The following is a 13,118-nucleotide window of genomic DNA, read 5'->3' on the forward strand; positions in this document are numbered from 1 at the left end:
ACAGCCAGGCGAGTGATGTCAGCCGAGTTTGCAAACCCAGGTCCCCCGCCCCGCCGCACGGCGGATGAAGATGCCGAGCTCTGGTCGCGCCTGACCGGCAAGGCCGGTGAGGAGGCGACAGCCAGCCCGATCCACCGGCTCAAGATTGCCGGCTCGGCGCCCGAGGGTTTCGGTCTTTATCCGCGCTCTGTCGCGCCGCCGGATGAGCTGCGCGGCGAAAGCCTGATGCGTGACATCTGGCGGATCGGCATGGCGAAGATGGAGATGCCGGGCGGACGTCCGCCCTGGTCGCTCTCGATGCCCTCGCGCCATTTCGCCGACCGGATCCACCGCTTTGACTGGCTCGGCGACGTCGTCACACAAGGCGAGGCTGGTGCCGATCGCGCCCGTTACCTTGTCGATGACTGGATCGAGAATTTCGGCCGCTTCCACGGCTTCGCCTGGCGTGCGGGCTGTGTGGCCGACCGGACCTGGAACTGGATGTTGAGTGGCCCGGCCCTGTTCGAGCATGGCGGGGATGACGCGGTCCATCACCGTCTTGAGGTCTTTGCCCGCCAGATCCGCCATATCGAGGCCTTGCACGATGATTGCAGCGAACCGGCCGCACGCTGGCGCATTGCTGTCGTGCTCGTCGCCCATGCCATCTGCCTGAAGCGTGGCAAGGGGCTGGATGAGGCCATGGCGCGGCTCGACAATGAGTGCACCGCGCAGATCCTCCCGGATGGTGGCCATGTCACCCGCTCACCGGCGCGCGGCCTGCGCACCATGCTGGACCTCTGCGTCCTGAAGGGCCTGATCGAGCGCTCGGAACGGCTCGTGCCGAAGTTCATGGCGTCATGGATCGAGCGCCTTGGCGGGATGGTCGGTTTCTTCCGGGCCGGGGATGGCGCACTGCCGCCTTTCAACGACAGCCAGGAAAGCCTGCCGGAAACGCTTGATGCGGCGCTTGGATGTCTCGCAACACCGCCGCGCCGCTTCACTGTTGCGCCGAAGTCCGGCTTTCACAAGCTGCAGAAGGGCCAGACCTGTCTGATCCTCGATGCCGGCAGCGCGCCGGAGGAGCCGTTCGGCGATGGTGCCCATGCCGGTGCCCTCGGCTTCGAGCTGCATGACGATGAAGCGCGGCTGGTCACCTCCTGTGGCTACAGCCCGGAGGTCGACATTGACTGGCAGGCGGCTGTCCGGCGCACCGGGGCCCACTCCACGCTGATTATCGCGAATGAAGATTCCGCGCCCTTCCTGCGCAATGATGAAACCGGCCTGACCTTTCCGGAAGGCCCCGAAGGGATATCCGCCAAGCGCCTTGAGGAGGCCGACGAGATCTGGCTTGATGCCCAGCATGGCGGCTACAAGAAGACGTTCGGCCTGCTGCACAGGCGGCGCCTGTTCATGAGTGGCGACGGGCGGCGGCTGACCGGCGAGGATTCGCTGGCCCGCCCGGTCTCGCAGGGCGTTGCCGATTCCTCCAGCCCCATTCCTTTCGTCGTGCGGTTCCACCTGCATCCCACTGTCCGGGCAAGCATGGGAGATTCCGCCATTCGACTGCAAACGGAGAATGGCTCGGTCTGGCGCTTCAAGACCAGTCATGAAGCCGCCCGTCTCGACAAGACGATCTATCTGGCGCGCGGTATCGTTGAGCAGAGCCTGCAGATTGTCCTGAGTGGCCGGGCCGAACCTGACAGTGACGGGTCTGCCCCGCCCAATGCGGTACGCTGGGCCTTTCTGAAGGATTCCCCTGCATGAGCCCGCGCGACGAAGCCCGCCGCGCCATGGCGATCACGCTGGGGTTCGATACCCTGGCCGCAATCCTTTCGATGGCGATTGCGATTTCGGCTCGGTGGCTCGCCACGGATGGGGCGCCTCCGAATGCCTGGCAGTCCGGTCTCGTGGCAACCGCCACCTTTGGCTTTGTGGCGCTGACAGCCTTCTACATGATGCGCGTGCACCGTCAGGTCTGGCGGCATGCCGGCTGGCCGGATGCTGTGAAGATTGTCCAGGGTGTCGCGGTGGCGACCCTGATATTCGTGCCGATCATGTTCCTCTGGAACCGGCTGATCGGCTTCCCGCGCTCGGCCATCATCCTGGCCGACGCCATCTGGCTCTCGCTGCTTTTCCTCGGCCGGATGGTCGCGCTGGCGCGGTCGACGAACCGGCCCTTCCAGATCTTCTTCTCCAATGCGCGCGCCGATGCGCCGATTGCCCTGCTGATCGCAAAGGCGACCGAGGCGCCGGCCATCCTGCGCCGCCTTAACGAGAATGATGACGGCGCCAAGGTGCGCATTCTCGGCCTGATCGAACCGGACGGGGCCGAGTTCGGCCGCGCCATTCGCGGTGTGCCGGTGATGGGCGGCCTGGACGATCTCGGCAAGGCGCTGGACCTGCTGTCAGTGCGCTACGGGAAGACGCCTCTCGTCGCTGTTGCCGGGGTTGCGCGCGAGCGGGTCTACATGACGCGAATTCTCGAGGAGGCCGCCAACCAGAAAGCCGAGATCATGACGCTTGAGGCCGGCGGCGACGGTGGCGCAATGCTGCCCGTGCGCCCGTCCGACCTCCTCAAGCGCCGCGAGCGGATTCTCGACAGCCGCCCGGTGGCTGAGCTGATCGAAGGCTCGAGCATTCTGGTGACCGGCGGCGGCGGGACGATCGGTTCGGAGCTGGCGCGCCAGTGTGCCCGGATGAATCCGGCCTCGCTGACCATTTTCGACGCGTCGGAATACAATCTCTATGAAGCCGACCTGGCCCTGCGCAACGAGTTCCCGAACATCGACATCCATACCGAGCTTGGCGATGTGCGTGACGATGTGCGCATCGGCCGGCTGATGAAGACGATCCAACCGGAGATCGTCATTCATGCGGCCGCGCTGAAACATGTGCCGCTGATGGAACGCAATGTCTGCGAGGCGATCCTGACCAATGTTGGCGGCGCCATCCGTACCGCGCGGGCCGCAGTCGATAACCAGGTCCAGAAGATGGTCTTTGTGTCCACCGACAAGGCGGTCAATCCGGACAATGTGATGGGCGCGACCAAGCGGCTGGCCGAGATCGCCATGACCCGCCAGGCCGAAGCCTCCAACCTGGCGGTGTCCATGGTGCGTTTCGGCAACGTCCTCGGCTCGTCAGGGTCTGTGGTCCCCCTGTTCGAGCGCCAGATCGCTGCGGGCGGCCCGGTGACGCTGACGCATCCGGATGTCACGCGATACTTCATGACCGTGGAAGAGGCTTCAGCGCTTGTCCTGCAATCGGCCACCCATAATGGCTCGCCGGGGACCGCCTCACTCTATGTGCTCGACATGGGCGAGCCGGTGAAAATCAAGGCCCTGGCCGAGGCGATGATCCGGCTCAAGGGGCTCGTGCCGGGCCGCGACATCGAGATTCGCACGACCGGCCTCCGGCAAGGCGAAAAGATGCACGAAATGCTGACCTACAATCATGAAGAGGTCCATTCGATCGGCATTGAGGGCATCTACAAGGTCGGCTCGCGTCACATCCCGGCCAATGATTTCGACGAACAGCTTGAGCAGCTGCTCCAGCTTGCCCGTGAGCGCCGGCGCAAAGAAGCGATCGAAGTGCTCTCCCACCTCGTTCCGGAATACAAACCGAAGCGCATGTCGGTCTGAGACATCTCGGCAAGTTGACCTTGCCCGGAGTCATGGTACGGCAAGCAGCAGTTCGCTATCGCCTTTTCTGAAGTGGTTTCCCTCCATGTCCGAGCGTTTCACGATCCGCCGTGCTCTCCTGTCCGTGTCCGACAAGGAGGGCCTTGTCGAATATGCGCAGCGGCTGGCCTCTCATGGTGTTGAACTGGTGTCGACAGGCGGCACGTCGCGCACGCTCAAGGACGCCGGGCTGGACGTTCTCGATGTGGCGGATCTGACGGGGTTTCCGGAGATGATGGATGGCCGGGTCAAGACGCTGCACCCCGCGGTGCATGGCGGCCTGCTCTTCCGGCGCGATCTCGAAAGCCACCAGAAGGATGCTGAACGCCATGGCATCCAGCCGATCGATCTCGTCTACATCAACCTCTATCCGTTCGAGGCGACCGTCGCCTCGGGTGCGGATTTCGACGACTGTATCGAGAATATCGACATTGGCGGCCCGGCCATGCTGCGCGCGGCGGCCAAGAACGGCCACTCCGTTGCTGTCTGCACGGACGCCGATGATGTCGCTGCGGTTCTGGCCGAGATGGATGACAATGATGGCTCGGTCGCCAGTGAGCACAGCCGCAAGCTCGCCGCCAAGACCTATGCACGCACAGCCGCCTATGATGCGGCGATCTCCGGCTGGTATGCCGAACAGCTGGATGAGACGGCCCCTGACTGGGTCGGCTTTGGTGGTGGGCTGGCGCAGAGCCTGCGCTATGGCGAGAATCCGCACCAGTCTGCCGCGTTTTACCGCTCCGGTGGCAAACGACCCGGTGTCGCGAATGCGCGCCAGGTGCAGGGCAAGGAACTTTCCTACAACAATATCAATGACACCGATGCGGCCTATGAGCTGATCGGCGAACTGGGTGAGGACGCGCCAGCCGTTGCGATCATCAAGCACGCCAATCCGTGTGGCGTTGCCCTCGGCGAGAGCCCCATCGATGCCTATCGCGAGGCGCTGTCCTGCGATCCGACGTCTGCCTTTGGCGGCATTGTCGCGCTCAACCGGATGCTGGATAGCGAGACAGCCGAGGAAATCACCAAGATCTTCACTGAAGTCGTCATCGCGCCGGGCGCCGATGAGGGCGCGCTGGCGGTTTTCGAGAAAAAGAAGAACCTCCGCCTGCTGCTGGCCAATGGCCTGCCGGACCCGGCTGCGAAGGGCCGCACGGTCAAGACGGTCGCCGGGGGTCTGCTGGTGCAGGACCGTGATTTCGGCCGCCTGACGAAAGATGAGCTCCGCGTCGTTACGGAGAAAGAGCCGGACGAAAGCCAGCTTGAAGACCTGCTCTTTGCCTGGCGCGTGGCCAAGCATGTGAAGTCGAACACCATCGTCTATGCGAAGGACCGTGCCACTGTTGGCATCGGTGCCGGCCAGATGAGCCGCATCGATTCCGCCCGCATCGCCGCGCGCAAGGCAGAGGATGCCGCCGAGGCGGCCGGCTGGGACGCCCCGCGCACCAAGGGTTGCGTTGCCGCGTCCGACGCCTTCTTCCCCTTCCCGGACGGCTTGCTGCAGGCCGCCTCTGCAGGGGCGACCGCCGTGATCCAGCCGGGCGGATCGATCCGCGATGACGAGGTGATCGCTGCCGCCAATGAGGCCGGGATTGCCATGGTCTTCACCGGCATGAGGCATTTCCGGCACTAGGACAGGACCTTGCGATGACCGATACGTCCTCCCGGTTCGATGCGCACAACCAGCACTGGCTGACGGTGCGGGTCTATTATGAGGACACCGATTTCACCGGCATGGTCTATCACGCCAACTATCTGCGTTATTTCGAGCGCGGGCGCTCTGAGTTCATGCGCGATGCGGGCGTGGCCCACCAGGCGCTGCTCGACCGTCCCGATCCTGCAGCCTTCACGCTGACCAATGTGAGTGTCGACTACAGGCGCGCGGCCCGGATCGATGACCTCTTGTCCATTCGCTCACGCTATCTGGGCTGCCGGGGCGCGAAGGTCATCTTCCAGCAGACGGCGTTGCGCGGCGAGGATGTCATCGCCGAGGCGGACATCACCGCGGTGATGATCCATGCCGATGGACGGCCCCGCAGGCCGATCCCCGATGTCGTCGAAATGCTGTCGGGATTTGTCTACCTGCCCTGAAACCGGGCTGTTTACTGACAAAGCGTTAACCAGATCGCGCCATTGCTGCGCGAGCTGCCATCTGCGGCAGTAGCGTCAAGTTTCCGCCCGATTCTCATTGGATATGGGGGAGGCTTGCCAGAACTGGCCCCAACCGGCTGCGCGTAACGTCGCGGCGACAAGTTGCAGAGATACGTAAAGAGGACCTCCCATGAACCTACTCGCGTTCGCGCAGGAAATCGGCGGTGGAGAAGCGCTCGATCCGGCAGCCGCTGAAGGCGGCTTTTCGATGATCGGATTGCTGCTCGAAGCTGACATCGTCGTCAAATTCGTCCTCATCGTCCTGTTTATCGCGAGTTTGTGGTCATGGTCGGTGATCATCGAGAAGCTCTTTACCGTTAGCAGTGCCCGCAAGAAGGCGCGACAGTTCGAGGATGCGTTCTGGACAGGCCGCGCCGATGACCTTGATGGCCGTCCGGGTGCCGGCAATTCCGATCCGGCCTCGCGGCTCTTCGCCTCGATCTCGCGCGAATGGAATGATGCGCGCCGCCTCGGACCGACCGATAATCCGAACGTGCTTGTGGATCGTGCCGAACGCTCTCTGCGGGCTGGTGTCGACCGGGAAGTCGGCCGTGTTTCGAAAGGGCTCGGTGTGCTGGCGACGATCGGCTCTTCCTCGCCCTTTATCGGCCTTTTCGGCACCGTCTGGGGCATCATGAATGCCTTCATCAACATCGCCGAGAAGCAGGATACAAGCCTGACCAATGTCGCGGGGCCGATTGCCGAAGCGCTGTTTGCGACCGGTCTCGGCCTCATCGCGGCCATCCCGGCGGTCATCTTCTACAACAAGTTCACAGGCGACCTGAACCAGTTCGCCGACCGCCTCGACACCTTCTCGCAAGACCTGCTGGTGCGCCTGTCGCGCCGCGCAACAGAGCCGGGGAGCTAGACCATGGCCGGTTCCTGGGCATCTGGAGACAGGGGCAGCAAGCATGGCCGTCGCGGGCTTGCCGCCGAAATCAATGTCACGCCGCTGGTCGACGTCATGCTGGTGCTGCTGATCGTCTTCATGATCACCGCGCCGCTGCTGACGACCGGGGTGGAAGTGTCGCTGCCGAAGGCGTCAGCGGAGAACTTGCAGGCGCCGAAATCGCAGCCCCTGTCGGTTTCGCTCAATGCCAATGGCGAAATCTATATCCAGGACACCAAGGTGACGCCCGAAGACCTTGTCTCGACGCTCTACGCGATTGCAGGTGAGGGCTATGAGGAGCGCATCTATCTGCGGGCCGACCAGGGCGTGAACTATGGCAACGTCATGGAAGTGATGACCCGCATGCAGCGCGCCGGCTATCGCAACATCGCACTCGTGACCGATCCGAAGGTGAACCAGTAGGCATGATCCGCGGACTCCCCGCCTCTCTTGTCCTGCACGCCGTCGTCATTGGCGCCGGTTATGTCGTCTGGCCCTATGTCGGGACCAGCGCGACCGAGGAGGAATTCGTGATCGTGCCGGTGGACCTGGTCGATATTGGCGAGATGACCAATGTCGCGCCGGTCACCGAGCCGCCTGAAGAGGTCGAGCCGGAGCCTGAGGAAGAGCCCGAGCCGACCCCGCCGGAACCGGAAGAAAGCGAAGACCCGGTCGAGGAAGAGCCCGATACGCGCGATATTCCCGAGGATGACGTTGCCACGGCGTCCGATGCTGCACCGCCGGAGCCGGAGGAAGAGGACGTCGTCCCTGATCTCGAGCAGGAGCCGGAAGAAGAGCCAGAGCCCGAACCGGAGCCAGAGGAAGAGCCTGAGCCGAAAGCGCCCAATCCCCGCCAGGACGAGAGCAATGCGCTTGACGATTTCCTCAGCGATGCCGAATCCACCTTCGAGAGCGAGCGCGAGACCAAACGCGCCGCCCAGCCACCGAAACAGCCCGAACGTGAGCTGCTCAAGGAGACCCCTCCGGCCCAGGAGCCGCGCAAGGGCGCTGGCGAGCGCTCATCCAATACGGTGCGGATCGAGCAGCTGCTCTACAACCAGATATATCCCTGCTGGGACGGCGTTGCCGACCAGCCCAAGCCCGAGCGGCTGAATGTCAGCATGCGGGCTGAACTCGATGCCGAGGGAAACCTTGTCGATATCGAACTTATCCGCCCGTCACGCGCCCCGATCGGCGACCGCTCCATGTCGCTTGCCATCGAGCGGGCCCTGCGGGCTGTGCGCAAATGCCAGCCTTACCGGCTGCCGCGTGACGATTACGAACTCTGGAAAACCGCGAACATTAATCTTGGTCCGGCGTTTACGGACGAATAGACCTGAACAGGCGAGGAGCCATCAATGCTGAACAAACTAGTCGCCAGCCTCCTGATCGGACTTGCCATGCTTGTCCCTGCAGCCTTTGCACAGGTGACGGTGAACATTTCCGAAGGCGTGCTGAAACCGACGCCAATTGCCGTGCCCACTTTCCAGGCGTCCAGCGGGGCCGATCCGCAGATGGCGGCCGAGATTTCGGAAGTGGTCCGCAATGACCTTGTCTCCACGGGCCTGTTCACGATCACGCCGGAAAGCGCGCACATCCAGCGCGATCTCTCCCTCAATAACCAGCCGCGCTTTGCCGACTGGAAGATCATCCAGACCGATGCCCTGGTCGTGGGCCAGGTCGATATGGTCGAGGTTGAGGGCGTCCAGTTCATCCGCGCGTCGGTGCGTCTCTGGGACGTCTATGGCGAGGAAGTCATGCGTCTTGAGGGCCAGGCCGGCCGCCGGTTTACCGCAAAGCCTGAAGACTGGCGTCGCATCGCGCACAAGATCGCCGATACGATCTATTCGCGCCTGACCGGCGAAGACCCGTATTTCGACACGCGTATCGTCTACATCGCCGAAACCGGCCCGAAGGATGCCCGCGTGAAGCGCCTTGCCATCATGGATTCCGATGGCGCCAACGTGAAATACCTCACCTCCGGCACCTTCCAGGTGCTGACGCCGCGCTTTTCGCCGTCGAATCAGCAGATCACCTACATGTCGTTCGAGAATAACCGCCCGCGGGTCTATCTCTTCGATATCCAGAATGGCCGTCAGGAAGTTCTCGGCGATTTCGAGAACATGACCTTTGCGCCGCGTTTCTCGCGGGATGGCGATTCAGTGCTCCTGACCCAGGCCATTGCCGGTAATTCGGACGTCTATATCCGGAACCTCGTGACCCAGCGTACGCGCCGCCTGACCGATCACCCGGCCATCGACACGTCGCCGTCCATGTCGCCCGATGGTGAGCAGATCGTGTTCAACTCCGACCGCGGCGGCAGCCCGCAGCTCTACATCATGAACACCGATGGCTCGCCGCTGACCTGTCCGTCGGGCGGGCGCGACACGGCTTGCCGCATCACCTTCGGTTCGGGCAGCTATTCCACGCCGGTCTGGTCGCCGCGCGGTGACCTGATCGCCTTCACCAAGCAGTCGCGTGGCCGGTTCCATATCGGTGTCATCGGCATTGACGGGAAAGGCGAGCGGATCCTGACGGAATCCTATCTCGATGAAGGTCCGGAATGGTCGCCGAACGGCCGGGTCATTACCTTCTTCCGGGAGCAGGCGCCTGGCGCCGGGCCCAAGCTCTGGTCAGTCGACCTGACGGGCAAGAATCTTCGCCGCATTCCGACCCCTACGGATGCATCTGACCCGGCCTGGTCGCCGCTTTTGAATTAAACCTTGCGGCCTCGCCCCCATAGTGGTGAAAATGTCACGTCTATCTGTAAAGGCACCAAGCGGCCCCACAGCCACGAAGTTGACAAATTCAGCAGCTAACTGCGCTCGCTGAACGACCATAGCAAGGAGTATTCAATGCGTCGTATTGCTCTTACCTCATCCGCAATAGCGCTCTTCCTGGGCGCCGCTGCGTGTTCTTCCACGCCGGAACCGGAACCAACTGAAGCGGCGACGCCGGTTCAAACCACCACGCAGACCGAGCCGGTCCGCGAATCCGACATCGAAGAGCCCAAGCGCGTCGTCGATGCTGGCCCCGCCGCCGGTTCGATCGAAGACTTCACCGTCAATGTCGGTGACCGCGTCTATTTCGACCTCGACCAGTCGGGGCTCGACCCGGACGATCAGGAAATCCTCCAGCGTCAGGCGGCCTGGCTGGAATCCTATCCGGGCGTGCGCATTCTTGTTGCAGGCAACTGCGATGAGCGTGGCACCCGTGAGTACAACCTCGCCCTTGGTGAGCGCCGTGCCAACACGGTCAAGCAATACCTCGTCAGCCTAGGCGTTGACCCGGCCCGCATCGAGACCGTCTCCTACGGCAAGGAACGCCCGATCGCGACCGAGTCCAATCAGGCAGCCTGGGCCCTGAACCGTAACGGTTTCACCCAGATCCTGTCCGGCGCGTCGAGCTAGGACATTCTGTCTACTGTAATGATCAAGCCGGGTGCCACATTTTGGCCCCGGCTTTTTCGTATGACCTGAAATCCGAATTCTAAGACCTTGGAGGCTTCCTGATATGGTGCGTTTGGCGACGATCGCGTGTCTGGCGGCATTCTGTGTTTGTGTCTCCCCTGTCGCAGACGCGCAGAAAGCGCCTATCCAACAAGGGGTGACCAGTGGTGACCTCGCCCAGCAACTGGCCGATACCCGCCGCCAGAGTGCGCAGCTGAACCTTGAAGTCGACCGGCTTCAGAGCGAAGTCGCGGAACTGAACGGCAAGGTCGAGACGCTGGAATTCCTGCTCTCGCAGTCGCGCGACGAGATGAACCGGATGCAGGAAGACGATTCCCGGATCGGGTCTGCCATCGAGGCCCTCGATACAGAGAATGAGCGCCTGACCACCCGCGTGCAGCAACTCGAAGACAAGCTGGAATCGGCGCTGGCCATGATGTCTTCTGGCGAAGGTGAGCTTGAGGGTGAAACAACTGGCCGGGAAAGCGAAACGCAAACCGCCGATGCGGGCGGTGCATCTGAACCACGGGTCGTGACCCAGTCCACGCCCGGCGCTGGAGACGGTAATGTAAATCCGAACCAGCCCGGCTCGCTGGGCACGCTTCGCGCCAGCGACCTTCCCGGTGAAGCTGGTCCGCTCTTCGCGGAAGCGAATTCGAAGCTTCTGAAGTTCGAATATGAGGAGGCCGAGCAGGCCTTCCGCGCCTTCCTGCAGGAGTTCGGTGACGACCCACAGGCGGCCGAGGCGCAATACTGGCTGGCCGAAACGCTCTACCAGCAGGAAGCCTATGCCGAGGCTGGCAAGGCTTACACCCAGATGATCCGGCAGTATCCAGATAACCGCCGCGCGCCGGATGCGCTGTGGAAGATGGCACGCAGCATGCGCCGCATCGGCGACACCGATAAAGCCTGTAATGCCCTGAACATCCTGCCGAAGCAGTATCCGGACATGTCGTCCTATACGAAAAAGATGGCCGACCTTGAGCGCGCCAAGGCAGATTGCGACGGCTAGACACCCATATTGCGGGCTTGATTGACCGGATGGCGGCAGGGACAGATGGCCCTGTCGCCATTGCCGTTTCCGGGGGCAGCGATTCCCTCTCCCTTATGCATTTCGCTAGCCGTTGGTCGCGCCAGGCCGGACGCGAGTTGTTGGTCCTGACGGTCGATCATGGCCTGCGGGCGGAAGCGCGCGGGGAAGCCGATTGGGTGGCCGGGAAGGCGATCGCGCTCGGCCATTCATCGCAGGTGCTTCGCTGGGACCCGGACAAGCGCAGCCAGGATGCTGCCCGCCGGGCCCGTCATGGCCTTTTGGCGAAGGCGGCGCGCGAGGCTGGCGCTGAATGCCTGCTGCTCGGTCATACGCGCAGCGATGTCGAAGAGACGCTGCTGATGCGGCTGTCTCGACCCACGGCGCTCATGGCTGCTGTTGGCCCGCAGCCGGTTTCTGTCTCACCCGTCTGGCCAGAGGGGCGTGGCTTGCTTCTCGGCCGGCCGCTGATCGCGACCTCGCGCGTGCGTCTGAGGGCGCAGCTCAGCGAGGAGGGCGAGAACTGGGTCGAGGATCCGAGCAATGAGTCCGACGCTTATGAACGTGTCCGCATTCGCAAGCTGATCGGGCAGATAGACGCGGCGCGGCTGAGCCGGATCACGCATGAGGCAATGCGGCTCCGCGCGACTGAGGATGCCGCGCTGGCGGAAATGGCCGAGGCGAGGGTTGGGGTCGATCCGTCAGGTCTTGTCGAGGTGGATGTCAGGGCCTTGCCTGAGACGCCGCGGCTTTGTGTGCGCTTCCTGTCGCTCCTGCTTCAGCTCGGCGCGGGTACAGACCGGACGGTGCCGCCAGCGCCGCTTCAGGAGGTGCTGGACGATATCCGCGCGGGCGGGCCGGACAGCCGTCTGACGCTGGGCGGAAGCTGGCTCCAGCGCAGGGGTGACAGGCTGCTTGTGGGGCGGGACCCCGGAGAAACCCGAGCGATCTGGCAGGACGGTGTCTGGGATGGGCGTTATGGGGCCGGTGACTGCGAGACGGCGCCCGAAGACGTGCCCTTCCTTGTCCGCCACGCTGTGCCGGATGCGCCGTGGCGGGAGATTATCTCTGAAAGGCTGACGCTCTGGATCAGGGCGCTGCGCCTCGGCGCACAGCTTGGCGCTGAGCTCGCCGGTCTCAGCGACACGATCCCCGTAAACGCGTCTACCACACACCCCGGCTGAGGCCGGCCCAGACATAGCCGCCGAGTGTCGGGGCGAACCACTGATTCGAGGGCAGGTTGACGTGGACCGGGCTGAGCGTTCCGGCAAGCGCGTCTTCCATGGCCTCGATGACAATGCCGCGGCTGCCGGCGGCAAGGCGCCAGAGATAGGTGTGGAAGTTGTCACCGGGTTTCGGCTCAAGACGGGACTGGTAGAGGATGCCGCCCGTATCGACGCCCTCATCCACGAGATGGACGGTTGCGCCGAAATGCTCCGGTTCGCCATTGGCCAGTGCGAAATAACCGCCGAACATGCCGCGATAGGCCGGGTTGATACCGGAATGGTAATTGATGAAAGGCGCGTCCACGCTGGCAAGGGTGTTCTTGCCGATCATCCGGGTAGAGACGACGAAGATGGCCTTGGGCTGGAGTTTCTCGAGGGCGGCGCGGCAGGCATCGGAATTGACGGACGGGACATTGATGATGTTGGCGTCCGCAAGGGCGTCCGGCTTCAGGCCTTCGCTCTCGATCATTTCACGGATGACACGCTCGGTGCCGCGTTTGGTGAGCTTCATCGGCAGGCGCGCCGCCTGCATGCTGGCGACCTTGAGCGGGCCGAGCATTTTCATCCGGCGGCGCCACAGCCTTGAGGCGGGTTCACCTTCTTCCAGGATGACGGGGAAGTCGCCAAAGCGCTCGCGAAGCGCATTGATCATGATCCAGCTGTGCGGCCCACCGGCCGTGAGCGCAACGATCTGGTTGGATGTCGACATGGAACGGG

At 63.2% G+C, this 13,118-nt stretch carries 12 protein-coding genes; 11 read left to right on the forward strand and 1 reads right to left on the reverse strand.

Annotated elements, in window-relative coordinates:
* Nucleotides 1-15 precede the first annotated feature (15 nt).
* From Q1K29_RS04655 to tilS, 11 genes are all read left to right on the forward strand, one after another.
* Nucleotides 16-1,743 (forward strand): heparinase II/III family protein, encoded by a 1,728-nt coding sequence (locus tag Q1K29_RS04655; RefSeq protein ID WP_300391790.1) that lies wholly within the window; start codon nucleotides 16-18, stop codon nucleotides 1,741-1,743.
* Entirely contained in the window at nucleotides 1,740-3,617 is a 1,878-nt protein-coding gene (locus Q1K29_RS04660) for a nucleoside-diphosphate sugar epimerase/dehydratase (protein ID WP_300391791.1), read from the forward strand. The genes Q1K29_RS04655 and Q1K29_RS04660 overlap by 4 nt, the downstream gene beginning before the upstream one ends.
* An 85-nt stretch (nucleotides 3,618-3,702) precedes the next feature.
* Nucleotides 3,703-5,289 carry a bifunctional phosphoribosylaminoimidazolecarboxamide formyltransferase/IMP cyclohydrolase gene (purH, locus tag Q1K29_RS04665; protein WP_300391792.1) on the forward strand — a complete coding sequence of 529 codons (1,587 nt, stop codon included), beginning with the start codon at nucleotides 3,703-3,705 and terminating at the stop codon, nucleotides 5,287-5,289.
* Between the two features lie 14 nt (nucleotides 5,290-5,303).
* Complete coding sequence (locus tag Q1K29_RS04670; protein WP_300391793.1) at nucleotides 5,304-5,747, forward strand: YbgC/FadM family acyl-CoA thioesterase; 444 nt, start codon at nucleotides 5,304-5,306, stop codon at nucleotides 5,745-5,747.
* Nucleotides 5,748-5,937: 190 nt separating this feature from the next.
* Complete coding sequence (gene tolQ, locus Q1K29_RS04675; protein ID WP_300391794.1) at nucleotides 5,938-6,675, forward strand: protein TolQ; 738 nt, start codon at nucleotides 5,938-5,940, stop codon at nucleotides 6,673-6,675.
* Nucleotides 6,676-6,678: 3 nt separating this feature from the next.
* The gene (tolR, locus tag Q1K29_RS04680) at nucleotides 6,679-7,119 is read left to right on the forward strand and encodes a protein TolR (protein ID WP_300391795.1); all 441 of its coding nucleotides are present in this window, start codon (nucleotides 6,679-6,681) and stop codon (nucleotides 7,117-7,119) included.
* A 2-nt stretch (nucleotides 7,120-7,121) separates the two neighbouring features.
* Nucleotides 7,122-8,030 (forward strand): hypothetical protein, encoded by a 909-nt coding sequence (locus Q1K29_RS04685; RefSeq protein ID WP_300391796.1) that lies wholly within the window; start codon nucleotides 7,122-7,124, stop codon nucleotides 8,028-8,030.
* Between the two features lie 24 nt (nucleotides 8,031-8,054).
* The gene (tolB, locus tag Q1K29_RS04690) at nucleotides 8,055-9,416 is read left to right on the forward strand and encodes a Tol-Pal system beta propeller repeat protein TolB (protein WP_300391797.1); all 1,362 of its coding nucleotides are present in this window, start codon (nucleotides 8,055-8,057) and stop codon (nucleotides 9,414-9,416) included.
* A gap of 135 nt (nucleotides 9,417-9,551) precedes the next feature.
* On the forward strand, nucleotides 9,552-10,106 hold the full coding sequence (gene pal / locus Q1K29_RS04695) for a peptidoglycan-associated lipoprotein Pal (protein ID WP_300391798.1): 555 nt from the start codon (nucleotides 9,552-9,554) through the stop codon (nucleotides 10,104-10,106).
* 103 nt (nucleotides 10,107-10,209) lie between these two features.
* Nucleotides 10,210-11,157 (forward strand): tol-pal system protein YbgF, encoded by a 948-nt coding sequence (gene ybgF / locus Q1K29_RS04700; RefSeq protein WP_300391799.1) that lies wholly within the window; start codon nucleotides 10,210-10,212, stop codon nucleotides 11,155-11,157.
* Between the two features lie 29 nt (nucleotides 11,158-11,186).
* The gene (gene tilS, locus Q1K29_RS04705) at nucleotides 11,187-12,359 is read left to right on the forward strand and encodes a tRNA lysidine(34) synthetase TilS (RefSeq protein ID WP_300391800.1); all 1,173 of its coding nucleotides are present in this window, start codon (nucleotides 11,187-11,189) and stop codon (nucleotides 12,357-12,359) included.
* Here the strand turns inward: tilS and Q1K29_RS04710 are convergent.
* Nucleotides 12,340-13,110, reverse strand: a complete 771-nt coding sequence (locus tag Q1K29_RS04710; RefSeq protein ID WP_300391801.1) for a formyl transferase — start codon at nucleotides 13,108-13,110, stop codon at nucleotides 12,340-12,342. The two genes, tilS and Q1K29_RS04710, sit on opposite strands and share 20 nt — an antisense overlap.
* Nucleotides 13,111-13,118: the final 8 nt, after the last annotated feature.

Source organism: Henriciella sp. (genome assembly GCF_029937755.1).
Classification (GTDB): domain Bacteria; phylum Pseudomonadota; class Alphaproteobacteria; order Caulobacterales; family Hyphomonadaceae; genus Henriciella.